General features: G+C 62.2%; 24 protein-coding genes. 9 read left to right on the top strand and 15 right to left on the bottom strand.

The genetic code is table 11. The features are described from left to right. Positions 1-5 precede the first annotated feature (5 nt). Both NPS29_RS15040 and NPS29_RS15035 read right to left on the bottom strand, forming a co-directional pair. Positions 6-452 carry a DUF2442 domain-containing protein gene (locus tag NPS29_RS15040; RefSeq protein WP_274133525.1) on the bottom strand — a complete coding sequence of 149 codons (447 nt, stop codon included), beginning with the start codon at positions 450-452 and terminating at the stop codon, positions 6-8. Next, positions 449-877, bottom strand: coding sequence for a DUF4160 domain-containing protein (locus tag NPS29_RS15035; protein ID WP_274133524.1), 429 nt, complete (start codon positions 875-877; stop codon positions 449-451). Before NPS29_RS15035 ends, NPS29_RS15040 begins: the two co-directional genes overlap by 4 nt. 275 nt (positions 878-1,152) lie before the next feature. On the opposite strand from NPS29_RS15035, the gene NPS29_RS15030 reads away from it, so the two are divergent. The 4 genes from NPS29_RS15030 to NPS29_RS15015 all read left to right on the top strand — a co-directional run bounded on the left by NPS29_RS15030 (position 1,153) and on the right by NPS29_RS15015 (position 4,932). Then, the gene (locus tag NPS29_RS15030; protein ID WP_274133587.1) at positions 1,153-2,085 is read left to right on the top strand and encodes a 2-hydroxyacid dehydrogenase; all 933 of its coding nucleotides are present in this window, start codon (positions 1,153-1,155) and stop codon (positions 2,083-2,085) included. 147 nt (positions 2,086-2,232) lie between these two features. Beyond that, positions 2,233-2,988 (top strand): SDR family oxidoreductase, encoded by a 756-nt coding sequence (locus NPS29_RS15025; RefSeq protein WP_274133523.1) that lies wholly within the window; start codon positions 2,233-2,235, stop codon positions 2,986-2,988. A 234-nt stretch (positions 2,989-3,222) separates the two neighbouring features. Beyond that, on the top strand, positions 3,223-3,912 hold the full coding sequence (locus NPS29_RS15020; RefSeq protein ID WP_274133522.1) for a fumarylacetoacetate hydrolase family protein: 690 nt from the start codon (positions 3,223-3,225) through the stop codon (positions 3,910-3,912). A 117-nt stretch (positions 3,913-4,029) separates the two neighbouring features. Continuing rightward, on the top strand, positions 4,030-4,932 hold the full coding sequence (locus NPS29_RS15015) for a helix-turn-helix transcriptional regulator (protein WP_274133521.1): 903 nt from the start codon (positions 4,030-4,032) through the stop codon (positions 4,930-4,932). Positions 4,933-5,028: 96 nt separating this feature from the next. Here the strand turns inward: NPS29_RS15015 and NPS29_RS15010 are convergent, their stop codons facing one another. After that, positions 5,029-5,940, bottom strand: coding sequence for a LysR family transcriptional regulator (locus NPS29_RS15010; protein WP_274133520.1), 912 nt, complete (start codon positions 5,938-5,940; stop codon positions 5,029-5,031). Between the two features lie 62 nt (positions 5,941-6,002). Between NPS29_RS15010 and NPS29_RS15005 the strand changes: the two genes are divergently transcribed. After that, positions 6,003-6,713 carry a CTP synthase C-terminal region-related (seleno)protein gene (locus tag NPS29_RS15005; RefSeq protein WP_274133519.1) on the top strand — a complete coding sequence of 237 codons (711 nt, stop codon included), beginning with the start codon at positions 6,003-6,005 and terminating at the stop codon, positions 6,711-6,713. 143 nt (positions 6,714-6,856) lie between these two features. Here NPS29_RS15005 and NPS29_RS15000 read toward each other — a convergent pair whose 3' ends face one another. The 3 genes from NPS29_RS15000 to NPS29_RS14990 all read right to left on the bottom strand — a co-directional run bounded on the left by NPS29_RS15000 (position 6,857) and on the right by NPS29_RS14990 (position 9,938). Further along, a complete protein-coding gene (locus NPS29_RS15000) occupies positions 6,857-8,275 on the bottom strand; it encodes a short-chain fatty acid transporter (protein WP_274133518.1) in 1,419 nt (472 codons plus the stop codon). Positions 8,276-8,529: 254 nt separating this feature from the next. Next, complete coding sequence (locus tag NPS29_RS14995; protein WP_274133517.1) at positions 8,530-9,186, bottom strand: CoA transferase subunit B; 657 nt, start codon at positions 9,184-9,186, stop codon at positions 8,530-8,532. A gap of 50 nt (positions 9,187-9,236) precedes the next feature. Next, the gene (locus NPS29_RS14990) at positions 9,237-9,938 is read right to left on the bottom strand and encodes a CoA transferase subunit A (RefSeq protein ID WP_274133516.1); all 702 of its coding nucleotides are present in this window, start codon (positions 9,936-9,938) and stop codon (positions 9,237-9,239) included. A 130-nt stretch (positions 9,939-10,068) separates the two neighbouring features. Here NPS29_RS14990 and NPS29_RS14985 point away from each other — a divergent pair, with 130 nt between their 5' ends. From NPS29_RS14985 to NPS29_RS14970, 4 genes are all read left to right on the top strand, one after another. Next, positions 10,069-10,956: a LysR family transcriptional regulator gene (locus tag NPS29_RS14985; protein ID WP_274133515.1), complete on the top strand. Its 888-nt coding sequence runs from the start codon at positions 10,069-10,071 to the stop codon at positions 10,954-10,956. Positions 10,957-11,213: 257 nt separating this feature from the next. Continuing rightward, the gene (locus NPS29_RS14980) at positions 11,214-12,584 is read left to right on the top strand and encodes a gluconate:H+ symporter (RefSeq protein ID WP_274133514.1); all 1,371 of its coding nucleotides are present in this window, start codon (positions 11,214-11,216) and stop codon (positions 12,582-12,584) included. Positions 12,585-12,917: 333 nt separating this feature from the next. Continuing rightward, complete coding sequence (locus NPS29_RS14975) at positions 12,918-13,193, top strand: hypothetical protein (protein WP_274133513.1); 276 nt, start codon at positions 12,918-12,920, stop codon at positions 13,191-13,193. 143 nt (positions 13,194-13,336) lie between these two features. Then, positions 13,337-13,942: a LysE family translocator gene (locus NPS29_RS14970; protein ID WP_274133586.1), complete on the top strand. Its 606-nt coding sequence runs from the start codon at positions 13,337-13,339 to the stop codon at positions 13,940-13,942. A 141-nt stretch (positions 13,943-14,083) separates the two neighbouring features. Here NPS29_RS14970 and ssuE read toward each other — a convergent pair whose 3' ends face one another. The 9 genes from ssuE to NPS29_RS14925 form a co-directional block, all read right to left on the bottom strand. Then, positions 14,084-14,665 (bottom strand): NADPH-dependent FMN reductase, encoded by a 582-nt coding sequence (ssuE, locus tag NPS29_RS14965; protein ID WP_274133512.1) that lies wholly within the window; start codon positions 14,663-14,665, stop codon positions 14,084-14,086. 301 nt (positions 14,666-14,966) lie between these two features. After that, positions 14,967-16,049 (bottom strand): polysaccharide biosynthesis/export family protein, encoded by a 1,083-nt coding sequence (locus tag NPS29_RS14960; RefSeq protein WP_274133511.1) that lies wholly within the window; start codon positions 16,047-16,049, stop codon positions 14,967-14,969. Positions 16,050-16,229: 180 nt separating this feature from the next. Then, on the bottom strand, positions 16,230-17,642 hold the full coding sequence (locus tag NPS29_RS14955; protein ID WP_274133510.1) for an undecaprenyl-phosphate glucose phosphotransferase: 1,413 nt from the start codon (positions 17,640-17,642) through the stop codon (positions 16,230-16,232). 13 nt (positions 17,643-17,655) lie between these two features. Next, positions 17,656-18,888 (bottom strand): glycosyltransferase family 4 protein, encoded by a 1,233-nt coding sequence (locus NPS29_RS14950; RefSeq protein WP_274133509.1) that lies wholly within the window; start codon positions 18,886-18,888, stop codon positions 17,656-17,658. Between the two features lie 91 nt (positions 18,889-18,979). Beyond that, positions 18,980-20,020, bottom strand: a complete 1,041-nt coding sequence (locus NPS29_RS14945; protein WP_274133508.1) for an acyltransferase family protein — start codon at positions 20,018-20,020, stop codon at positions 18,980-18,982. A 9-nt stretch (positions 20,021-20,029) separates the two neighbouring features. Then, complete coding sequence (locus NPS29_RS14940) at positions 20,030-21,157, bottom strand: glycosyltransferase family 4 protein (RefSeq protein WP_274133507.1); 1,128 nt, start codon at positions 21,155-21,157, stop codon at positions 20,030-20,032. 186 nt (positions 21,158-21,343) lie between these two features. Beyond that, positions 21,344-22,666, bottom strand: a complete 1,323-nt coding sequence (locus NPS29_RS14935; RefSeq protein ID WP_274133506.1) for a hypothetical protein — start codon at positions 22,664-22,666, stop codon at positions 21,344-21,346. Positions 22,667-22,770: 104 nt separating this feature from the next. After that, positions 22,771-24,024, bottom strand: coding sequence for a glycosyltransferase family 4 protein (locus tag NPS29_RS14930; RefSeq protein WP_274133505.1), 1,254 nt, complete (start codon positions 24,022-24,024; stop codon positions 22,771-22,773). Continuing rightward, positions 24,021-25,022 (bottom strand): glycosyltransferase, encoded by a 1,002-nt coding sequence (locus NPS29_RS14925; protein ID WP_274133504.1) that lies wholly within the window; start codon positions 25,020-25,022, stop codon positions 24,021-24,023. The genes NPS29_RS14930 and NPS29_RS14925 overlap by 4 nt, the downstream gene beginning before the upstream one ends. Positions 25,023-25,121 lie beyond the last annotated feature (99 nt).

Raw genomic sequence — 25,121 nt, 5'->3', positions numbered from 1 at the left:
GCAGGTTATGGCGCCACGATCACCTTGCGTGGACGGCCGCCTTTCAAACCGTTGGCCCTCGACGCTTTGGTTTTTGCCTCAGTGCTGCGTCGACCGTTGCGCGAGGCAACGACACTCGCCGCCATCGCCATCAATGATTCGCTGGCCGAGATCATCCCGGCGACGGATATGTGCAGGTCACGGGATTCAAGGCATAGCGCGCTTCCTCCAAAGCCGAGCTCCATCTGTGCAAGTTCTTGAGCGGACAGATTGCGAAGCTCCGGATAGTTACCGACCGGAAGCAGTAGCGCGGTCTGATCTGCAAAGCCAATGGCGTAGGCATTCAACGAACTCATGAATTGCAGGGTGACAGCGCACAAGACGCCGCGTGTGCGGCCCAGTTCAGTCGCCTGCTCGAGAGCGACATGGTCGACGATGTCGTCATCGTGTTCGCGAGCTTTCACGGGTTTCATAACTCTATCTCCAACGGCGTGCAGTAGCCCGCCAAGTGCAATTGTGTTTTGTAGCTTCTGGCGTCGAATAGAGCGCAAAGAATGGGTGATGCACTCAATCGTCCGTAGCGGGGAGCCACCACCTCGCCGATTTCCAGATCCCAGGCCTGATTGTCCAGACACAAGGTTTGCTGGCTTGCCCACCAGCATTCCCGGGCCCTGCGCAAGTTGGCGCGGCGTTTGATCACCTGACGCAGCTCCTCCAGTATCCGCGTGCAAGGCCCGTTCTTGGCCGGCGTTACGTCCCATAGGCGGATGCCGTTATGCCAAAAGCTGAACAGAAACCTGGCATCCCATGCGCTGGTTCCCACATGAACGTGAGGAGGGCAGTGCTCATCCCTGGTGAAGACTGCGACCAAATAACCTTTATGACTGCATACCTTCATTCAATAACCCATCCGTTAGGTTTTGGAGTCTACGCTCTGTGTTGCGTACTGGCGACTACCAAAGTGCACTTGCATGAAGTTTCGGAAATCGCCTACACCGCATAGCGAGTTGAACGTAATTTCGGCGAACGGGCCATGTTGCAGCTGCTACAAGATTTGACCTGCTGTTGTCGAAGAGAGGATGCATTACTCATCCATTTTCCCGGGAACCCCTGCACAGCCGCTCTAACTCGCGCTACTGTCTGTCCCTCTGCAAATTTCGGGACGTGATGATGGTGAAGACGGTTCTGGTGCTGGTTGAAAGTGTGAACGAGTATTTGCCGATTCTGGAGGACGCAGGTTTTCGCCTGATCCTGGCGCCGACGCCGGCGACCCGGGCTGAAGCGGTGGCGACCCGGGGCGGAGAGATCGACGCGGTGTTGACCCGTGGTCCGCTGGGGTTGACGGCGGCGGAGATGGCGGCGTTGCCTGGGCTCGGGATCATCTGCGTGCTGGGCGCGGGGTACGAGCAGGTGGACTTGCCCGCCGCCCAGGCCCGGGGGATTACCGTGACTAACGGCGCCGGGGTCAATGCGCCGACCGTGGCCGACCATGCGATGGCCTTGCTGTTGTCACTGGTGCGCGACATTCCCCTGGCCGATGCATCGGTGCGTCGCGGTGAGTGGCGCAAGGTGACGCGACCTTCCTTCACCGGCAAGACCGTCGGGATTCTCGGCCTGGGTGCGGTCGGTCTGGCGATTGCCAAACGGGCGACGGGCTTCGACATGCAGATCGCCTATCACAACCGTTCGCCGCGCACGGACGTGGATTTCAACTATTGCGCGACGCCGCAGGCGCTGGCCGCCGAATCGGATTTCCTGATCGTGGCCACGCCGGGGGGCAGTGGCACTGCGCACCTGATCGACAAGGCAGCCATCGACGCATTGGGCGAGGAGGGGTTCCTGGTGAACATCGCCCGTGCCAGCGTGGTGGACACTGGGGCGCTGGTCGATGCCTTGCAGCACGGTCGCCTGGCCGGGGCGGCGCTGGATGTGTTCGACGACGAACCCCAGGTGCCCGATGTCTTGAAGGCGCTGAGCAATGTCGTGCTCACCCCCCACGTCGGCGGGCTGTCGCCGGAGGCGTCTCGCGCCACGGTGCAACGGGTGGCTGACAACCTGCTGGCGTTCTATGCGGGCAAACCGGTGCTGACGCCGGTGTATGCCTGAAGGCCGGGCGGCCATCGTCCCGTAGCAGCACGGCCGGGCGGCGCTCCGCTTGCCGGCGAGGCGCATTCGAGATCGCCGACGCCGGCAAGCCGGACTGCTACGGGTGAAGATTGTTTTTCAACATTCCAATAACAACAGGAGGTTCTCATGTCTGCATTGAAAGTCGCGCTGGTCACCGGTGCCGGGAGCGGCATTGGCCGTGCGGTGGCGCTGAAATTGCTGGATGACGGCTATGCCGTGGTGCTGGCGGGTCGTCGTCTGGAGCCGCTGGTGGAGCTGGCCGAGCAGGCGAAGGCCGCGGGCCGCCAGGCGCTGGCGGTGTCCACCGACGTGCGTGATGCCGCCAGCGTACAGGCGCTGTTCGACAAGATCGAGAGTAACTATGGCCGCCTGGATGTGTCGTTCAACAACGCCGGGATTGGCGCCCCTGCGGTGCCGATGGATGAACTGTCGGTGGAGCAGTGGCAGAACGTGATCGATACCAACGTCACCGGCATGTTCCTGTGCGTGCGCGGGGCATTCGGCCTGATGCGCCGGCAGGTGCCGCAAGGCGGACGGATCATCAACAACGGATCGATCTCTTCCCACACACCACGCCTGTTCAGTTCCCCCTACACCTCCAGCAAACACGCGGTGCTGGGCCTTACCAAAAGCACTTCGCTGGACGGGCGCCAGTACAACATCGCCTGCGGCCAGATCGACATCGGCAACGCGCTGACCGACATGACCGACCGCATGACCAAGGGCGTGCCCCAGGCCGATGGCAGCCTGATGGTCGAGCCGACCATGAATGTGCAGCATGTGGCCGATGCGGTGAGCTACATGGCGTCGCTGCCGTTGTCGGCGAACGTGCTGAACATGACGGTCATGGCCAGCAGCATGCCGTTCGTGGGCCGTGGCTAAGCAGCACGCATCCACATCCCGTAGCAGCACGGCTTGCCGGCGGTCGCGGTGTGTCAGGAGCGGATATATTCACTGACACACCGCTCCCGCCGGCAAGCCGTGCTGCTACGCAGGCCAGCGTAGATTGACAGACCTTTGTTTCGTCCAAGACCCTGAGGGATCTGTCCAACCCGGCGCGTTGGCGAGTCTGCACACTGTGTCCATGTCGAACACCTTTCATTCGAGGACATGACCATGAGCGAATTCGTCATCGCACCGGTCGCCACGCCATCGCTGGCGGTGGCGGGCACTTCCAGCCGCTTCCCGATCCGCCGGGTATTCTGCGTGGGCCGCAACTACTCCGAGCACGCCCGTGAAATGGGCCATGATCCGGATCGCGAACCGCCGTTCTTCTTTGCCAAACCCGCCGACGCCGTGGTCCCCGCGCAAGGCAGCATTCCCTATCCGCCGCTGACCGCCGACCTGCACCACGAGATCGAACTGGTGGTGGCGATCGGCAAGGACGGCGTGGATATCCAGCCTGAAGACGCACTGAGCCATGTCTGGGGCTACGGCGTGGGCCTGGATCTGACCCGTCGCGACTTGCAGGCCCAGGCCAAGAAAATGGGCCGTCCATGGGAATGGGCCAAGGCGTTCGACGCGTCGGCACCGGCCACCGCGTTGCTGGCGGTGAGCAAGGTCGGCCACCCTGAAACAGGCTCGATCTGGCTCGACGTCAACGGCGAGGCGCGCCAGCGCGGTGACCTGGCCGATCAGATCTGGGCGGTCAAGGATGTGATTGCCTACCTGTCGCAATCGGTGGGCGTGAAAGCCGGCGACCTGATCTACACCGGCACGCCAGCGGGCGTAGGCGCGTTGCAGCGCGGTGATGTGGTCACCGCCGGCATTGAAGGCATCGCCGAGCTGAGCCTGACCATCGACTAAAGCCGCAAGCCTAGCCGCAAGCCGCAAGCCGCAAGTCTCAAGCCAGCGCCAGGCGGCTTTTAACTTGCAGCTCGCGGCTTAAAGCTTGAAGCTTGTGTTTTTTTCAGGCCTCAAGCGATGGCGAACACCCCCCGCATCCAGACCTATGGCATGCAGCAGCGCAGCGACCGCATGGATTTCTACATCCGTGACAAATCGGCCCGTCCGGCGCTGACCTCGCCCCATCGTCACGAATATTTCCAGATCCAGATCAACCTCGGTGGCGACACCGTGCAGCACATCGGCGGTGCGATCCGGCCGTTTCCCCGCAACACCCTGGCCTTCATCCTGCCGCACCGGCTGCACGTGATTCCCCATCCTGAAGACGGCAATTTCGTGCTGATCAATTTCGCCCAGGAGTTCCTGCTGCAACATGTGCAGTGCGATCCGATGGACCTTGAGGACGTCTCCCTGACCGACTGCCCGGAGCTTGCGCCGTTCCGGTTCCAGGAGCATCTGGACTTCATTCTGGGGGACAGCGATTTCGCCGAGGTGACCGCGCTGCTGGACCTGATGCGCGAAGCGGACCGCACCCGTCAGTTGGGGTGCGCGGCGATTCTGCGGGGCTATCTGCTGCAGTTGATCGGCAAGGTCTGCAACCTGTTCGAGCCGCAGTTGCTGGCGCTTTCCCAGGACAAGGCCGAGCGAAGAGGGCGGCGCGACGCGATGGGGCGAGTCATGGTCTACATTCGCGAACACATCGCCGACCCGGCCATGACCCTGACCGATGCAGCGGCAGCGGCATTTCTGTCTCCTAACTACCTGACCCACCTGCTGCGCAAAGAGACCGGCAACACCTTTTCCGAACTGGTGCTGGAGCGGCGCATGCGCCTGGCGCGCACGCAATTGATGAACAGCGACAAACCCCTGAGTCATATCGCCCAGGTCTGTGGTTTCACCGACGAGGCCTATTTCTCACGGCGTTTTCGCAAGGCCCACGGCATGCCGCCGGGGCAGTTTCGGCGCGAACGCCGGTCTTGAGCACAACCCCGCTCTAACGCTGCCCCCCGCTTTCGTAGCAGTCCGGCTTGCCGGCGTCGGCGATCATAAGACCGCCCCCGCCGGCAAGCCGTGCTGCTACGGGGCTAGCTCAATGGTTCTGGTGAGTTCGCTGAACAACGCCGACACCGAGCGCAGCGCCCGGCAATCGGGGCGGGTGAGCAGCCACAGTTGCGTGTCGCAGCCTTGCAGAGGCTCACCCAGCGGTTGCAGTTCGCCCGCCCGCAGCATGAAGTCCGGCAACGCCGCCACGCCCATTCCCGCCCGCACCATCTGCGCCACGGTCTGCATCGAGCTGCAGCGGTAGCCGGGGTTGACCTGCGGCCATTGCTGACGGCGCCAGACAACCGTCGGGTGATCGGGCAGGAAATCATCCGGGGCGACCCAGACCATCCTGGCAAGGTCGCTGTGCTCGCAACGTTGCAGGTACTGGGCGCTGGCATAGACCCGGTACGACACCGTGCCCAGGCGCGTGCCTACAAGATGCTGGGGCGGTGCGTCGGTCAGGCGCAAGGCAATGTCGGCGTCGCGACGGCTGAGATTGGCGAAGGTATCGGACGTATTCAGTTCTAGGCGCAGGGCCGGATAGTCCGGCATGAAGCGCGTCAAGGCTGGCAGCAACAGGCTCTGCAACACCGCTTCGGTGCAGGTCAGGCGAACGCTGCCGCTGACCGTTTCGCGGTCCTGCTCCAGGGCGATCTGCGCCAATGCCAGCGCCTGCTCGGCAGTTTCGGCCTGTTGCGACAGCAGCAGCGCAGCGCTGGTGGGGCGATACCCGGCGCGGCTTTTCTCGAACAACGCGGTGCCCAAAGATTTCTCCAGGCGCCGTACCGCACGAAACACCGTGGAGACATCGACCTTGAGCTGTTCGGCGGCACGGGCCAGCGTTCTACCCCGCACCAACGCGAGGATCAGAGACAGGTCGGCATGGCTGATCTGATATTGCGTGGATGCATGAATCACTTGCTTGAACGCCCATTTAGATTGCATGGCCACAAGCTTATAGTCGCCGTCGCACGTTCAGCAAAGCGTTTTGATTTCAGGGAGCAGACATGTCAGAGAAACAGGCAATTCGCATCGCTTTGGTAGGTGACTACGACCCGCAGGTGGCCGCCCACCTGGCCATTCCGGTGGCGCTGGACCGAGTGGCGGCAGAGACAGGGGTTGTCCTCGAGTTCGACTGGTTGCCGACACCGGACGTCGGCAGCGGCGAAGTCCTCAAGTCGTTCGACGGCATCTGGTGTGTGCCCGCCAGTCCCTATCGGGACATGAACGGTGCGCTGACCGCCATTCGTTTCGCCCGCGAGCGTCAGGTCCCGTTTCTCGGCACCTGTGGCGGATTCCAGCACGCACTGCTGGAGTACGCGCGCAATTATCTGGGCTGGACCGATGCCGAGCACGCCGAGACCGCGCCAGAGTCGCAGCGGGCGATCATCACCGAGCTCAGTTGCTCGCTGGTGGAGGCGTTCGCGCCGATTCGCCTGGTGCCCGGCTCGCGCATCGCCAGAGCCTATGGCAGCGAGCAGACCCAGGAGCGCTATCGTTGCCGCTACGGCCTGCGCAAGGCGCTTGAGAAAGAGGTGTTTGCCGGTCCGCTGAAAGTCAGCGGCTACGATCCGGAAGGCGAGATTCGCGCGATGGAGCTGGAAGGGCATCCGTTCTTCGTCGCCACGCTGTTCCAGCCTGAGCGCGCCGCGCTTGAGGGCACCACACCGCCTTTGGTCAAGGCGTTCGTCAGCGCCTGTACGGCGCTGCGAATGTAACCGGCTTCCATACTAGGTTTCGGCTGCTTCTGGCCGAAGGCCGTGGGAGCGGGCTCGCCCGCGAATGCGTCGGACCTGACGCACTGGCGGTGGCTGGGCCACCACCTTCGCGGGCAAGCCCGCTCCCACAAGTCGAGGGGCGGTTACGGCATCACTGGTGGCAGGTACGCCAGGGTGGTGCCCAGTGCCCACAGCAGGAACAGCACCAGCGGGGTGTGCACCAGCAATTGCACGAAGGAGAAGCCGATCAGGTCCCGCGCCTTCAAGCCCAGCACGCCCAGCAGCGGCAGCATGTAGAACGGGTTGATCAGGTTCGGCAGTGCCTCGGCGGCGTTGTAGATCTGCACCGCCCAACCCAGGTGATACTTCAGGTCATTGGCCACTTGCATCACATACGGCGCTTCGATGATCCACTTGCCGCCACCGGACGGAATGAAGAAGCCGAGGATCGCCGAGTACACGCCCATCAGCAGTGCATAGGTGTCATGGGAGGCGATGCTGGTGAAGAAGGTCGAGATGTGGTGCGCGACGGTCTGCGCATCGCCGCCCTTGACGGTGGTCAGCAGCGCGGCAATCGAGCCGTACAGCGGGAACTGGATCAACACGCCCGTGGTGGTGGGCACGGCGCGGGCCACGGCATCCAGGAAGCTGCGTGGGCGCCAGTGCAGCAATGCGCCAACCATGATGAACAGGAAGTTATAGGTGTTCAGGCCCGAAATGGCGGTGATCGCAGGCTTGGTGGTGAACTCGTTGTACAGCCAGCCGGAGGCCAGCACGACCATCAGAATGATCAGCAGAGGGCTGTATTCCAGCCACTCGCCAGGGCGAGTGCGCGGTGGCAGCGGCGGCATGCTGAACGCAGGATCGACGCCGCAATCCTTGGCTTCGCGGGCGCTGTTCGGGCCGGGCGCAGTGGCGTAGGCGACGATGATCGAGACCACCACCAGCGCCAGCAGCATGACGCCCGATTGCCAGAGGAAGATGGTCTGGGTGAACGGGATCATGCCGGTGATCGCCAGGATCGACGGCGGCAGGCTGGCCGGGTTGGCCTGCAGTTGCGCAGCCGACGACGACAGGCCCAGCGCCCAGACAGCGCCCAGACCCAGATAGGCAGCGGCACCGGCGGCGCGATAGTCCATCTTCAGGTCCGTGCGACGGGCCAGTGCGCGCACCAGCAAGCCGCCGAACACCAGCGAAAGGCCCCAGTTGAGCAGCGACGCGACCATGGAAATCAGCGCGACCCAGGCCACGGCCGAGCGTCCGTTTTTCGGAATGCGTGCCAGGCGGTCGATCAGCTTCACGGCGGGTGGGGAGCTGGCGACGACATAGCCGCCGATGACCACGAAGGCCATCTGCATGGTGAACGGGATCAGGCTCCAGAATCCATCGCCGAAGGCCTTGGCGGTGTCGGCGGGTTTGGCGCCGATGACCAGGGTCGCCAGGGTGACGATGACCACGGCCAGGGCGGCGAACACCCAGGAGTCAGGGAACCAGCGCTCGGCCCATTTGGCGCAGCGCAGGGCAAATCGGGCGGAGCGGCTTTCTTCGATATCGGCGGCCACGTGTTGTACCTCTTGGAGTTATTTTAGGTGCTGTTTAAGTTGTTTTTATGTGTTGGCGGTGATGCAGAAAAAGGTGCCGCGCCAGATACGCCAATGCCCCTTCATTGCTGAAGGGGCAGGTTGGCATAGCGGTGTGGCTCAGACCGTAGCAGCACGGCTTGCCGGCGGGAGCGGTGTGTCAGGCGATCATTTCGTGACAGAAAGACCGCTCCCGCCGGCAAGCCGTGCTGCTACAGGATAGGCGCAAGCCTGTGTCAGAACGTCATCTCGACCACATCGTCTGGCACGATCAGCTTGCCGGCGGTCTTGGCGACGATCTCTTCGATGCTCACGCCCGGCGCGGTTTCGCGCAGGATGAAGGCGCCGTTCTCGATTTCCAGGTAGGCCAGATCAGTCAGCACCTTCTTGATGCAGCCGGCGCCGGTCAGCGGCAGGCTGCAGCGCGACAGCAGCTTGGACTCGCCGTCCTTCGAAGCGTGGGTCATGGTGACGATGATGTTGTCGGCACCGGCCACCAGGTCCATCGCGCCGCCCATGCCTTTGACCAGCTTGCCGGGGATCATCCACGAGGCGATGTTGCCCTCGACATCGACCTCGAAGGCGCCCAGCACGGTCAGGTCCACATGACCGCCACGGATCATGGCGAAGGATTCGGCCGAGGAGAAGATCGAGGCGCCGACGCGGGCGGTCACGGTCTGTTTACCGGCGTTGATCATGTCGGCATCGATGGTTTCCTCGGTGGGAAACGCGCCCATGCCCAGCAGGCCGTTTTCCGATTGCAGCATCACGTCGATGCCGTCCGGGACGTAGTTGGCGACCAGGGTCGGAATGCCGATGCCCAGGTTCACGTAGAAGCCGTCTTGCAATTCGCGCGCAACGCGCTGTGCCATTTGTTCGCGGGAGAGTGCCATGTCTTGGGTCTCTTTTATTCTGTTCGGTGGCCCATGTCGGATGGGGTGCGTCAGGCTTTTCTGACGGTGCGCTGCTCGATGCGTTTCTCGAAGGTGCCCAGGATCACCCGATCGACATAGATGCCGGGGGTGTGGATTTCAGTCGGCAGCAACACGCCCGGCTCGACGATTTCCTCGACCTCGACCACGGTGATCTTGCCTGCGGTGGCGGCAACCGGGTTGAAGTTCTGCGCGGTGTGGCGGTAGACCACGTTGCCGAAATGGTCGGCTTTCCAGCCCTTGACGATGGCGAAGTCGCCGGTGATGGCTTCTTCCAGGATCACGTTGCGGCCGTTGAACTGGCGGGTTTCCTTGCCTTCGGCGACAGGGGTGCCGTAGCCGGTGGCGGTGTAGAACGCGGGGATGCCGGCACCGCCTGCGCGCATTTTCTCGGCCAGGGTGCCTTGGGGGGTGAGTTCGACTTCCAGCTGGCCGTTGAGCAACTGCTCCTCGAACAGTTTGTTCTCGCCGACGTAGGAGGCGATCATTTTGCGGATCTGCCGGTCTTCCAGCAGGATGCCCAGGCCGAAACCGTCGACGCCGCAGTTGTTGGAGACCACCGTCAGACCCTTCACGCCCATGCGCTTGATGTGGGCGATGAGGTTTTCGGGGATACCGCACAGGCCGAAACCGCCCGCCAGTACAGTCATGTTGTCGGTCAGCCCGGCGAGGGCCTCTTCGTACGTTGCTACTCGTTTGTCGAGTCCGGCCATGGTGCGATCTCCGCCTTCTTTGTAGTTGTGTCCGACAAGGGCGTGTCGGAAAGCGTTCGCCGCATCTTCTCTCTCCCTCAGTAATTTGTTAATTTTGTTTTTTTCATGAATTCATAAGTTCTATAAATAAATGAACGTTAAACAGCTTCGGGCGTTTCTCGCGGTGGCCCAATGTCTGAGCTTTGCTCAGGCTGGAGAGCGGCTGCACCTTTCGCAGCCGGCCCTGAGCCTGACCATCAAAGCGCTGGAGGAGGACCTGGGCGGGCAGTTGCTGACCCGCACCACCCGCAGCGTCAGCCTGACGCCGGAAGGCGAGACGCTGTTGCCGCTGGCCCGGCAACTGCTGGCGGACTGGGACAACGCCGAAGAACTGCTGCGCCAGCGCTTCACCCTGCAGACGGGCAAGGTATCGATTGCCGCTATGCCCTCGTTCGCCGGCAACCGGCTGCCGGTGGCGCTCAAGGTGTTCCGCGAGCGCTACCCGAGGGTCAACGTGGCAGTGCACGACGTCATCAACGAGCAGGTGCTGGAACTGGTGGATCACCGGCGGGTGGAACTGGGCATCGGCTTTGAACCGGAGTCCAGCAACAACCTGAGCTTTACGCCGTTCTACATGGATCGCTTCGTGGCCGTAGTGCCCGTGGATTCGCCCCTAGCCGAGCAGGGCGAAGTGACCTGGGACGAGCTGCTGCATCACGACTTCATCACCCTGCAACGGCCGTCGGCAGTGCGTCTGCTGCTGGAGCAGGACCTGCAGACCCAGCACGGCAAATTATCCGTGGCGTTCGAAAGCCATCAGTTGTCGACTGTGGGGCGCATGGTCGCCAACGGTCTGGGGGTGAGCGCGGTGCCCTCATTGTGCATTCAGCAGATGGAAGAGCTGGGCGCCCGCTGTATTGCCCTGGAAGGGCCGCGCATCGAGCGCAGGATCGGCCTGATGACCCTGGCCGATCACAAATTGTCGGCGGCGGCTCAGGCGTTGCGCGACGTGCTGATCGAGTGTTCTAGAATCGCTTGACCTGTAGGAGCGCGCTTGCCCGCGACAGCGGTGGGCCAGACACATCCCTGGTGCTGGCACACCGCTGTCGCGGGCAAGCGCGCTCCTACAGTATCGGACGCTATTCATTTAGATGAATGGATGAATGGCAGGGCTTTTCGGCCAGTTTCTGTTAAAAAATCACTGCGACGTCTTGCCGCATCCGGTATCGTTTGGCCATCTGAAACAAATTGTTTCAGATCATCCTTCAATAAGAATCGAACGATAAGGGGTTCCGCTTGGATTTGTCGTCTGCTGCCTGGGTGTTCCATGACACCCGGCTCATCATCTGCTGCCTGATCGCCATTGCCACGATTATCGTGCTGATCAGCGCCACCAAACTTCCGCCGTTTCTGTCGATTCTGGTGGGTACTTTCATTGCAGGGATTGGTGCGGGGCTGCCAGCGGAGGCGGTTGCAAAAGCGTTCAGCAAGGGCGCGGGCGGAATCCTCGGCGAGGCCGGCATCATCATCGCGCTGGGTGCGATGCTGGGTGCCCTGATGGCCGAATCCGGCGCGGCGGACCGCATCGCATCGACGCTGCTGGGGCTGGGCAAGGGCCGGACGCTGCCGTGGGTCATGGCCCTGGTGGCGATGGTCATCGGGCTGCCGCTGTTCTTCGAGGTGGGCCTGGTGATGATGGTGCCGATCATTTTCGTCATGGCGCGCCAGTCGAACCTGCCGCTGTTGAAGATCGCCATTCCGGCGCTGGCGGGCATGACCACCTTGCACGCCCTGATGCCTCCGCATCCGGGGCCGCTGATTGCGGTCAGCGCGTTGCACGCCGATCTTGGGCTGACCATGTTGCTGGGCCTGTGTGTTGCGGTGCCAGCGGTGATCCTTGCCGGTCCCTTGTACGGCAACTGGCTGTCCAAACGCCTGCACATCGAAGCGCCGGCCGAATTGGGTGAGCTGTTTTCGGCCAAATCCAGTGCTGCGCGTCAGCCGGGGTTCGGCATTTCGCTGCTGATCATCCTGCTGCCAGTGATCCTGATGCTGGGCAGTACCCTGGCCAAGGTGGCGATGGAGCCTGAGAGCAACGTTGCGCTGACCCTGAAATTCCTCGGCGAGCCGCTGGTAGCGCTGGGTATCGCGGTGCTGGCGGCCACGGTTTGCCTGGGCTGGGCCAACGGCATTTCCCGTGAGCAGGTCGGTGGCACGCTGCGCAAGAGTCTGGCGCCGATCGCCGTGTTGCTGCTGACCATCGGTGCCGGTGGCGGCCTGAAGCAGACGCTGCTGGATGCCGGTGTCAGCCAGACCATCAGTAAAGTGGCCGAAGGCGCGCACATGCCGTACCTGTTGCTGGCCTGGCTGATCGCCGTGGCGCTGCGTCAGGCGACAGGTTCGGCGACCGTGGCGACCACCACCACCGCAGGCATCCTGGCGCCAATGATGGCCGGGCTTGCGCCGGTTGAAGCGTCGCTGGTGGCGCTGGTGATCGGCGCCGGCTCCGTGTTCTTCTGCCACGTCAACGATGCGGGTTTCTGGATGGTGCGCGAGTACTTCGGGCTGCAGCTCAAGCAGACGATCTGGGTGTGGTCGGTGCTGCAGACCATCGTCTCGGTGGTCGGGCTGATCGGTACGTCGCTGTTGTGGCATTGGCTGGTTTGAGGTAGTTACGGGTTCGTCACCCTGTAGGAGCGCGCTTGCCCGCGACCGCGGTGGGTCAGATCCATCCAGGGTGACTGACACGCCGCTCCCGCCGGCAAGCCGTGCTGCTACGGGACTGGATTGTCACCCTGTAGGAGCGCGCTTGCCCGCGACCGCGGTGGGTCAGGTCCATCCAGGGTGACTGACATGCCGCCGTCGCGGGCAAGCGCGCTCCTACGAATCTGAAGACTGTTTCATCCGCCGATAGCGACTATCAAGACGACTGATTTCTGCTGGAAAGGGCCCAGGCGTAGCCTTGGCTTCATTCCAGAAACGAGCCGAATGGAGGCTCCCATGAACCGTCTTCTTGCCCTCGCCATGTTGCTTTCAGTCGCTGTCGTTTCTGGCTGTGCCGCTGGCAATCATCCTGAACTTCGCCCTTACACCGCTGAAGAAACCCATCAGTTGGCCCTCGAAGACCTCAACCGTCGCGGCCTGTCCTATGACGATTACCAGGCTCGCAAGGCGCAGTTGATGGCCCAGCCTCAAATGCAGCAAGCCCACGAATTCGACACCCGCGGCGAAGTGAGCGCCGAGGTCAGCGCCCCCTCGAAAGCGCGTCAGGGTTGAGCCAGGTGGTTTGATAACAGTTTCATGAGCGACACGAATATCATGAAACTGTACGGGTAAAAGTCAGCCTCACTGTCCATATGTTTTGCGCCGTGCTTTCGATAGCGTGGCAGGCAGAAAATCAAAACATATCCTGGACCTGCATCATGCTGACTGCCGACCTCTTGCTTGCCTTCATCCTCTTCGCCTTTGTGTCATCGATCACCCCAGGTCCTAACAACACCATGCTGTTGTCCTCGGGGGTGAACTTCGGTTTCAACCGCACCATCCCCCACATGCTCGGCATCAGTTGCGGTTTCGCGTTGATGGTGCTGGCGGTCGGCTTCGGCCTGGGCGCGGTGTTCCAGGCGTATCCAGTGCTCTACACCATCCTGCGTTATGCGGGCGCGGCGTATCTGCTGTACCTGGCGTACAAGATCGCAACCTCAGGTCCTGCCAAGGACAGTGACGAGAGCAAGGGCAAGCCGATGAGCTACCTGGGCGCGGCAGCGTTCCAGTGGGTCAACCCCAAGGCCTGGGTGATGGCGGTCGGCGCGATCAGCACCTACACGCCCATGAATGGCTACTTCACCAACGTGGCGGTGATTGCCCTGGTGTTCGGCATCGTCAACCTGCCTGCGGTGAGCATGTGGGCGGGGTTCGGCAGCCTGTTGCGCAACGTGCTGCGCGATCCGCTGTGGCTGCGGGTGTTCAACGGGGTGATGGCAGCGTTGTTGGTGCTGTCGCTGTATCCGCTGCTGGAACACTGATCCGCTTCCCATAGCAGCACGGCTTGCCGGCGGGTGCGGTGTGTCAGGCGACTTATTCGTCACAGTCACACCGCTCCCGCCGGCAAGCCGTGCTGCTACGGGGTCGGCGCACTGGAACCTAAATCCAGTGCGCTCAAAGGCTTACAACGCCAGCTTCAGATGCCCGCCCGCTTCCTTGTGCCGGGCATTGGTGCGGTGTTGCAGGCCGAGGAGGAAATGATCCAGTCCGTCGTGCAGGCGCTGGGTCAGTAGTTCGTCCAGTTCACCCCCAAGCTCGCCCTCGCCGTAGCTGATCTGGCTGTCGATGGCGAATACCCCGTGCAGCACTTCCTGGCATTTGAGGGCCGACAACACCGGCTTGAGGGCGTAGTCCACTGCCAGCATGTGCGCGATGCTGCCGCCGGTTGCCAATGGCAGCACCACCTTGCCGTGCAGCGAGCGCTCCGGGAGCAGGTCGAGCAGGGTTTTCAGCGCGCCGGAAAACGAAGCCTTGTACACCGGCGTGCCGATCAGCAAACCATCGGCCTTGGCCACTGCCTCGATAAAGGCGATCACGGCGGGGCTGTCGAACCGCGCATACAGCAGGTCTTCGGCGTTGAAATCCTGGATGCGCACCGCCTTGACGTCCACGCCATGATCGCTCAGCCATTGCGCAGCGTGCTTGAGCACCACCCCCGAACGCGAGCGGGTCGATGGGCTGCCTGAAATTGAAACCACCAGCATGTTCTGATTCCTTGGGGTCAGTCACCCGAGGTGCGCAAAGGCACCGTACAGGCCGCGTACCACGCGATTGAAATGGGCGGATAGACCCTGTGAGTGGTTCAAAGCAGCATGCGTGCCAGCGCAGCCAGGCCCTGTAAATGCGGGAGAAGGCGGGTTGCATGGGGGCGTTGTGGTGGCTGGAAATCGTGGGGACTGTTGATTGACTGTTGCTGTGACAACACCTGACGCTCCTACAGGACCGTTTTTCAGGCAAAAAAAATCCCCGCAGCCGGCCACTGCGAGGATTTTTTGTTTGCGCTTCTTAGTTCCGGAACATCGCACCGGTCTGGATGATGTTGTTGGAACCCAACAGCTGACTTACATAACGGCTCCAACGGGTGATGTTGGCAGGGCCGACAAACACCACGTCCTGGGCCGCCAGCTCAAAGCCCTTGGCCAGTGCGAAACTGGTCGGCTTCTTGGCGCTCAGGTGATACACGGTGGCCGAGTGGGTCGCATCCTGGGCGCGAATCACGTACACCGCATTACCGTCCGCCGAGTCAGGGCTCAGGCCACCGGAGCTGCCCAGCGCTTCGAGCAGCGTCACGCTGGTGGTGCTGAAGGAGATCACCTGAGGGCGTTGAACTTCGCCCAGCACGTAGATCTTGTTCTTCGAGTTGCTGTTGAGGTGCAGGTAGTCGCCGTCCTTGAGGAAGATCTTGCTCAGTTGCGAGTCCTTGCGGTTGAGCGAGTCGACGTCGATCACGTAGTCCTTGCCGTCGCGACGCAGGGTCAGGCCTGCGAGGTTGGCGTCGGTGAGGTCAAGACCTGCCTGGCTGATGGCCTGCACCAGGCTCAGTGGAATGTTGGTGATCGGCTGGGTGCCCGGCGTCTTGAAGGCACCGGACAGCAGCACGCGCTGGCTGTTGTAGCGCAGCACTTTGACGTCGACCTTGACCTCGGTGTATTGCGGCAGCAAGCCCATGCGCAGTTGTTCACGGATCTGCGAAACGGTCTTGCCCGCCGCCTGGATACGACCGACATACGGGAAGAACACAGTGCCGTCGTTCAACACTTCCCGGCTGTTGGCGTCCAGTTGCTCCTGGGAGCCCGGGGCGGTCAGTTCAGGGTGTTCGAATACGGTGACCAGCAGGGCATCGCCCGGCCCGACCACGTACTCAGGTGTCTTGTAGGTCAACAGTTCAGGTGGCAATGGCTTGGCCAGGGCCGCAGCGGATTTCTGCTGTTGGGCCAGGGTCGCGGGGGTGATATTGACGAGGGTGACCGCAGGGCCGTCCGGGTCTTTGTCGGTTACATCGTCGAGGGACATGTACTGGCCGGGGGCGAATGCGCAGCCTTGCAAAATCAGACTGGAAAGCAGCACTACCGCTAACGTTACTTTCATATGTATGTTCCTTCTAATCCTAAATGGTGCGCACTGGCACCGCAGTGATTTCGTTGCATCCCTTACTTACACCGAACATCGGATTTCAATCGCTCATACACTCACGGACCTCCTGCCGAGCTTAGTAGCCAACGGCCATAGTTGTTGTTATTGGCAGACCCTTCTTTTCTTTTTTCATCGTTAGAAAGCGTTCTTGTTGACGAAGCCTTTGAAGAGCGTCAGCAGGATGATTTTCAAGTCCAGCCAGACCGACCAGTGCTCGATGTACTGCAGGTCGAATTCCACGCGTTTCTGCATCTTGTCCAGCGTGTCGGTCTCGCCACGCCAGCCGTTGATCTGTGCCCAGCCGGTGATGCCCGGCTTGACCTTGTGCCGGAGCATGTAGCCCGACACCTGCTTGCGGTATTGCTCGTTGTGCGCCACGGCGTGGGGGCGCGGGCCGACGATGGACATCTCGCCGCGCAGCACATTGAAGAACTGCGGCAACTCGTCCAGCGAGGTGCGCCGCAGGAAGGCGCCCAGCGGCGTGATGCGGCTGTCGTTGCGCGTGGCCTGAGTCACCACGTCGCCGTTTTCCTGGACGCTCATGCTGCGGAATTTCCAGACCATGATCGGTCGCCCGTCCAGGCCATAGCGGCGCTGGCGAAACAGCACAGGGCCCTTGGAGGTGAACTTGATCGCCAGGGCAATCAGCATCAGGGGCAGGGCGATCATGGCCAGGATCAGGCTCGACAGCACGATGTCCTCGATGCGCTTGACCACGCTCCAGGCGCCGTCCATGGGCGAGTCGAAAATGCTGATGCTCGGCAGGCCGTTGATGCTTTCGCTGCGGGCATGCAGCAACTCGAACATGAACACGTCCGGGATCACGTAGACCGAGGCCGTGGTGTCGCTCAGGCCCTTGATCAGTTCCTGCAGGCGGGCCTGGGCACCCAGGGTCAGGGTGATGTAGACCTTGTCGATCTTGCCGTCGCGGGCATCGTTGATCAGCTGGTCCAGATCGCCGATCACCGGGATCCGCCGGCCAATCTGCGCAAGGTCCATCTGCTCCGGATTTTCGTCATAGAACCCCAGCAGGTTGAGGCCCATCCAGGGTGCGCTCTCGATGGACATCGCCAGGCGTTCGCCACAGTGGCCGGTGCCGACAATCGCCACCCGACGGGTGTTGAAGCCCCGGGCGCGAAAGCTGTGCAGCAGGCTGCGGATCGCCAGGCGATAACCGCACAGCGCCACCAGCACCGAGGCGAACCAGGCCATCTGGCTGTTATCGGCCAGGTTCGCCGGCTTGAGCAGCATGTAGTCCACGAACAGCAACAGCACGAAGGCCAGTCCCCAGTAATTGGCGACCTTGAGCAGTTCGCGCAGGATCCGTTCGCCACGCCAGGAACCGTACAACTGGTGGTATTCGGCCAACCAGTGGAAGGCCACGGCTGCCAGCAGGATCTGCATCCAGATTTCGGTGCTCATGCCTGCGTCGGACAGCAGGTTGACGCCGTAGCCGCACAGCATGATGACGGCCAGGTCGAGCAAACGATGAGCGACCGACAGTGATGATTGATGCGCGTGCAAGATGCCGCGAAGAGGTGTGCTCATGTCAGGTGCTCGCTCAGACGGATTTGATCGGAACAACGCGGGCGCAAAGCTCGTTGGGTGCCACGGTTTGGGTGACTTGAGCAGCCGGTGCCGACCTTGCGACCGGCGGCTGGCGTTTCTCCCGTGCGGCGCTCAGGCGCAGGTCGACGAACTGACGCATTTCCTGCTCGAAACGCGCCTGGCTGAAGCGCTCGGCGTTGGCACGGCAGGCCTGGGCAGTGATGCGCGGGCTGTAGGTCTCGAAGATCTGCACCGCTTCGATCAGCGACGCCACGCTCTGCTCGGGATACAGCACCCCGGTGGGTTGCGCATGGTCCAGGCCGCAGACGGTTTCCAGCACGCCACCCTTGCCAAAGGCGATCACCGGGGTGCCGCAGGCCTGGGCTTCCACCGGGCTGATGCCGAAGTCTTCCTCGGCGGCGAAGACAAAGGCGCGGGCGTTGCGCATGTGCTCCTGCAACACGCTGAACGGCTGGTAGCCCAGCAGCTGGATGTTGGGGGCGTGGGCCGCAGCGGCGCGGGCCTTTTCCATTTCCGGGCCGTCGCCGACCATCACCAGACGTTTGTCCGGCATGGCGGCGAAGGCTTCGACGATCATCGGCATGCGCTTGTAGGGCACCATGCGCGACGCGGTGAAGTAATAGTCCTGCTTGTGTTCCTGCAGGGTGAAGCCACGGGTGTCGACGGGCGGGTAGATCACCGTGGATTCGCGGCGGTAGGCCTTGGTGATGCGCGCGCCGATGAAATGCGAGTTGGCGATGAAGTCATCCACGCCTGCGGCCGTGCGCTGATCCCACATGCGCATGTAGTGCAGGATCATGCGCGCCACTTTGCCTTTCATGCCGGTGCTCAGGTTGGCTTCGCGCAGGTACTGGTGTTGCAGGTCCCAGGCGTAGCGGATCGGCGAGTGCACGTAGCTCACGTGCAACTGGTCCGGGCCGCACAGCACGCCTTTGGCCACCGCGTGGCTGCTGCTGATGATCAGGTCGTAGCCGGACAGGTCCAGTTGCTCGATGGCCATCGGCATCAACGGAAGGTAGCGCTGGTAGTGGGTCCTGGCCTTGGGCAGGCGCTGGATGAAGGTGGTGGTCGCCACTTTGCCGCCCAGTTGGGCGCGGTCCTGATCGCTGAGGAAATCGATGACGGAAAACAGATCCGCCTCGGGCCAGATATTGATCAACGATGCCAAAACCCTTTCGGCACCGGCGTACGTCACCAGCCAGTCGTGGACGATTGCGATTTTCATTGGAGTTCTCTGCATTAACGGCGTTGAAAGGCCCCGCACGTCGAGCGAAGCTCGCGCGGACCTCAAGCGTTTGTGTTTGCGCAGGCTGACTTCAGATACTCAGCGGCTGCGTCCCTGCCTTGCGATTATTGAGTCGTTTTCCAAGTTGAATGAACGGGTGTTCGATGTAGTGAAAGCACAGGTGCGCGGCGCCCAGGGTCAGCACCGTGGCGAATACCGCGACCACCAGCGCCGGTGCGCCGGTAGGTTCGAGCAACCATTGGGCGAGCATGCCCATGGTCGGGTGCAGCAGGTACAGCGAGTAACTCACCGCGCCCAGCCAGACCAGCGCCGGGTGGTCCAGGCGTACGCTGCGCGTGAGCAGCAGAAAGCTGGTAATAGCCACTGCATAGGTGAAGCAGTAGCGGCCCCAGGTTTCACCGGTGCCCATGTCCTTGCTGTAGGCCATGACCAGCGTGGGCGGCAGCAGTACGGCGAAGGCGATCAGCAGCATGGTCAGGTTGCGGGTCAACTGCCTGCTGTGTTCGGCCAGAAGCCACTGGCGCCAGACCGAGCCGAAAAACATCAGCGACAAGGCCAGCGGCAGGGCCACCGGCAACTTGCGGTCGGTCAGGGCGCGCACGATGCCCATCGCCAGCGCCACCAGCAGAAACACCAGCGAGCAGCGCGCGCGAAAGGTCTGGTCGTAGAGCTTGCCGCCGATGAACAGCGCAAGGCACAGGCCGTAGAACACAAGCTCGATGAACAGCGTCCAGTACAGCCCGATCACGTCATCAAAGCCCAGGGCGGCCTGGATCATGGTCAGGTTGGCGACCACCTGGGCCAGCGACGGCAGCGGCTCGCCGCTCAGCTTGAGCATCAGCACGAACACCAGCAGTGACAGCCAGTACGCCGGATACAGGCGCATGAAGCGCGACACCAGGAACCGCTGCGCGCCGTCAGGGCCGGGCTTGAGGCTGTAGGGGATGACCACCCCGCTGATCATGAAGAACCACAGCACCCCCAGCTTGCCGGGGTCGATCAGTGCGTCGAAGACCCAGACGTGCCCCACGATCGGCAGATACAGGTGTGTGAACACCACCATCAAGGCGGCGATACCACGCAGCGCGTCGAGATAGGCCAAACGTTTCATGAGCGTGCCTCACAGCTTGCTGGACGATTCACGACGCAGGGCATCGGTGCCCGTTGCCGGGCTGGCGCGACGGTCGCGTGACTGGTTGAGCAGCACATCGATACGGTGCGAAACCCGCCGCGCCGATTCTTCCCAGGAAAACCGCGCCACGTTGTTCAGGCCGCGGCGGCGCAAGGACTGGCGCAGCGGCAGGTCAGTGAGGATGCGCTCCATGGCCGAAGCCATGTGGGTCACGTCCAGCGGATCGAAATACAGGGCGCTGGCTTGCAGCACTTCCGGAATCGACGCCGCGTTCGCCGCCAGCACCGGGCAACCGCAGGCCTGTGCCTCCAGGGGCGGAATGCCGAAGCCTTCGTACAGCGAAGGGAACACGAAAGCGGTCGCACCCTGGTACTGCGCGATCAGTTCTTCGTCGCTCAGGCGGCCCAGGAACTTGATGCGCGAGTCGCGGCTGGCCAGGCGTTGCAGGTGGTCATCGGCAAACACGTCGCTGGCGCCACCGACGATATGCAGTTGCAAGTCGTCGTGGTCACGCAGCATCAGGAACGCCTGAATCATGCGGCTGAAGTTCTTGTGGGCGCTGGGTGATGACACGGCCAGCAGGTACTCGGGGCTGTCCTTGAGCGGTGGCCCCGGCTGGAAATCGCCGCTCACGGCGTTGGGCACCACGAAGATCTTCTTTTCCGGGTAGTTGTAGAACTGCGAAATCTCTCCCTTGGAAAAGTTGCTCACGGTCAGCAGCGATTTGATGCGCGACAGCATGATCGGCGTCATGGTGCGGTACAGCAGGCGGAACAGGCGCGTGTAGCTTTCCGGGTGACGCACATAGGTGACGTCATGGTGGGTCGCGATCTGATTGCCGTACATCAGCGGCGCGGTGCTGCACAACGAAACCAGCAGCGGGCTGCCCTGCTTGCGCAGGTAGAGCGGCAGGTCCAGTTGCTCCCACAGATGGCCGCCGTGGCGACCGATGCATTGCACGTCCAGCGCCTTGGCGCTGTCGTGCATCTTGATGCCGTGAGGCGCGACGAACACCACGTCGTCGCGCAACTGCTTGAGTGCCAGACAGGTCTGTTCCGCGAAGCGCTGGACGCCACGCAATTCCTGGGTGAGAAAACGTGCATTGATCACAATCATTGTGGGCGACCTGTTGAAGAGATGAATAAGTCGTGAAGTCCGTGCGGGTGAAGCAAAATCGTCTGAACACGTTCTCCCGTAGCAGCACGGCTTGCCGGCGGGAGCGGTGTGTCAGGCGATGGATGGGTCACTGATCCACCGCACCCGCCGGCAAGCCGTGCTGCTACGGGAAATGGCGGATGCGAATCAGGGCAAGGCAAACAACGCCGGGCGGGTGCCCAGGGTGATGATTTTCGGAAATTCGTCGATCGGTACTTGCGCCGAGCAGCGCCCTTCGTTGCAATTCCACGGGATGCCGCTGTCGACCTGGCCGTTCTGCGGCTCCCGGGTGTCGATGTATTGCACGTTGCCGCGCAGCACACTGCTGGAATCGACCTTGATCGTGCGTGGCAGCCCGGCCGTCCAGGCGACCATGATCTGGTCCGATCCACGGGCGAACCGCAGCAGGTACTGCGAGTCGATTTCGCGGCTCTTCTCGGCGTCGAAACGAAACTGATGCAGCGTCGGACTGATCGCCTTGAGCGTCAGGTACGCCTGCTTGATGCTCAGGTCCTGGTTGAGCAGCCCGAAGTTCTGCTCCGGGTCGGTGCCGTCAGGGCCATCGTTGAGCAGGCCGTTCCACCACATGCCCTTGATGTTGGGCATTGTCTGGGCCAGAAAGAAGCTGCGGGCGAGAAAGGCCGCCTGGGTCTTTTCGTCACCGCCGCAGCGGCCTTCGTTGCTGGGCCAGCCCATCTCGGTCAGGTAGAGCGGCACTTCGGTCTTGTTGCGGGTCTTTTCCTTGAGGTCCTCGTTGATCCTGCGCAACCAGGCGATCCAGTTTTCCGGGGTGTTGCGTTCATCCGAGCGGCAATGCACATAAGGATGCAGCGACAGGCCGTCGACATGATTCAGAATCCCGGATTCCACCAGCCGGTCGGCGAACCCCAGGTCCATCCCCTGGCTGGTGACGGCCCCGGCCAGGATCACCATGGGCCGCTGGTTGGTGCGAATGCGCCTGGCCGCTTCCTCGACCAGGATGCTGTAGTCCTGGGCGAAGGTCGGGTCGACGGGGTTTTCCTTGTCCCACTCGTTCCAGATTTCGTAGAAGTCCACGCTGTCGGTGAGCTGGCGGGTGACGAAACTCACGTAGTTGGCGTAGGCATCACGGACATTCGGTTTGCGCGGTTTTGCATAGTTGTCGTAGAACGGGTTGCCGTAGCCCAGCACCAGCAAGGGCCGCAGATGGTGCTCCTGGGCCTTGCTCAGATAGGCCTGCCAGGCCGGTTCGATCCTCATCAAGCCCCGTCGGGGCTCGGCGCTGGACCAGTACGCATCGTCGCGCACCGAGTCCACCCCCGCAGCTTCGAGCAACTGCAAGGCCTTGGCCGAGGTCGAGTTCTTGTTCATCAGGTGGGTATCGACCCCGATGATGAACGATTCATCGGCAAAGCCTGTGCAGCTGATGAACAGACCCAGCAGCATCGCCAGTAAGGGGCGTCGTAACCTCGTCAGGCGCGTGATGGGCATGGCTTGTCTCAATGAAGAGGCACGGTCCGGAGCGCTTGCTCAGGTAGGTCTCGGGCCGTTGGCAAATGAAAGCGGCACCCGGTCAGGACCGGGTCCGCACGTCTTCAAACTGTATGAGGCAAGACCGTCGCGTCACGGTGCGTAATGTTATCCAGCAGGGTCTGGTCGAAGATGCTCTCGTAACTGTCGAGCATCAGCTCAAGGTTCAACAGCGCCGCAACGCTGACCCGCGCCTGACTGCTCAGGCGAGCCAGCAGGTCCGGTTGCTGATGCAGGCGCAGCATCGCGTGGCCCAGCGAATCGGGGTCATCGGGCCGGCACAGCAGACCGTTGAGCGGGTCCTGGATGATTTCCGGCAACCCGCCCATGCGGCTGGCGATCACTGGCACCGAATGGGCGCAGGCTTCGACGGCGACCAGGCCGAAAGGCTCGTTCCACAGCGACGGCACGACAGCGACGTCGATCTGGCTGTAAAACGCTTCAGGTTTCTGGTAACCGACGAAACTGACGTTCGGCGAAGTGACCAGAGCCTTGAAGGCAGCCTCGTCGTCCGGCTGGCCGCGCCCGGCGATCTGCAGGGTGGCGTCGAAGGGCAGGCGCTGAAATTGTTCGATGAGCCAGCGTACGCCTTTCTGCTCGGACAGGGTGCCCATATATCCGAAACGCAGCGGCGCATGCTTCATTGACGGGTCGAGCTGGCGCTGCTTGTTCGGCGAGTTGTACACCTGGGCATAGGGGCTGGCGTTGTGCACGACGTAGCCTTTGGCCGCGCTGAAGTAACCGCGCTTCTGCAGTTTCTCCAGAATGAACTGGCTGACCCCGACCACCGCTGACACCTGCGCCGAGCGCAGGTCATGGCCCTTGCGGAACGACTGGCAACTGCTGCATTGCTGCTGGCAGCAGTGGCCGCGCTTGAACATGTTGCTGCTGGGGCACATCAGGTACATGTCATGCAGCACCTGAACGATGGGTAGCCCGGCGGCGGTGATCTCGTCCCACACCGACACCGACCATCCGGCCAGGTTGTGGCACACCACCAGTTGCGGCTCTTCGCTTTTTATCACCTGGCGCACGTAGCTGCGCATGGCGCCGTTGTAGCGGTCGCGCAGGTGCCAGCCCAGGCGCAGAAGCCGCCCCGGACGCTTGGCGCCGAACTGCCAGTAGAAGTTGTGAAGCCCTGCGCGGTACACCTTGACCCCGTTGACCATTTCGGTCGCCAGGCCCGCGTCGGGTCCTGTCACCAGCACGCTGACCTGGCAGCCGCGTTGTTGCAGGCCTTCGACGGTGCGCTGGAGAATGATCTCCGCGCCGCCGCCGATGTGAGGTGAATACAGGCTGCTGATGAACAGTATTTTCATAGTGGATACGACTGATTCAGACCCAATACGCCGGACTCACCGTCACGGATGGCTTTTTCGATCAGATTCAAGCGCTCTTCGGCGCCGCGCCGCTTGGCGATCAGTCGCAGCAGCCGGAAGAACACCCAGCGGTTGAGGCTGTAGAGCAGCGACGAATTGGCCCAGACGTTCTTGTCGAACCAGGCCTGGTTGCGCGCTCCGTAATAGGCGCGCAGGTCCGAGCCGCCCAGCAGGAAGCTCTCGTAGATGTTGTTGGTGCGCGCCTTGATGTTCCAGGAGTTCTCCAGGTCATCGAGCACGGCATCGGGCACCAGGAAGATCCGCCCGCCACCTGCGGTGATGCGCCAGGTGTATTCGCTGTCGTCTGCATACAGCAGCAGGGCGTCCAGCGGCAGGCCGATCTTGCGATACAGGTTGCGGTGGGCGAGCAGGCCGCCGTAGGTGGCGAACGGCAGTTGCACCATGCCCATCTTGTCCTGGGAGCGTTGCGGCGCGCCCCAGGGCAAGCGGCGCCAGATCTTGTAAGGCAACTGCGCGATGTGAAACCCGAAGAAGCTTGAGCGGCGCTGAATGGCGAAGCGCTTCGGCACGCCAGCGGCGATGTCGGCCTGGTGAGTCGGGCGGAAACCCAGCACTGCGGCCTTTTCATCGCCATCCACGGCTTTGCGCTCTTCAAGCACCTCGTGCAGCGTGGCGATGGCGTTGATGGTCGGCGCGTTGTCGTCGTCCATCAGCCAGATGTGTTCGGCGCCAGCGTCCAGCGCAGCCTGGATCCCCACCGAGTAGCCACGGGCGGAGCCGGTGTTCTGGTGCAGGTAGATGACGCTGACCTCGTCGGGCCAGGTGCGGCGCAGGGTTTCCAGCGGCGCGGTCGATGCATTGCTGACGATAATCACGCGGTCGATCAGCGGGCTTTCCAGCGAACGGCTGACGAGCGTGTGCAGGTAATTGAAACGGTCACCATAGGTGAGCGTCACCAACGTCGTTTTTCGGGTCATGGTGAGTTTCCGGGCGAAGAGGGTTCAAGAGGCTGAAAGCATCAGCCCCGTAAGCATCTGGAAGGGTTCGATGATCTGATTCGTAGCAGCACGGCTTGC

The organism is Pseudomonas putida (genome assembly GCF_028682175.1).
Lineage (GTDB): Bacteria > Pseudomonadota > Gammaproteobacteria > Pseudomonadales > Pseudomonadaceae > Aquipseudomonas > Aquipseudomonas putida_AD.
Note: the sequence above shows the minus strand (reverse complement) of the source record. Positions and strands in the feature narration are given on the sequence as shown.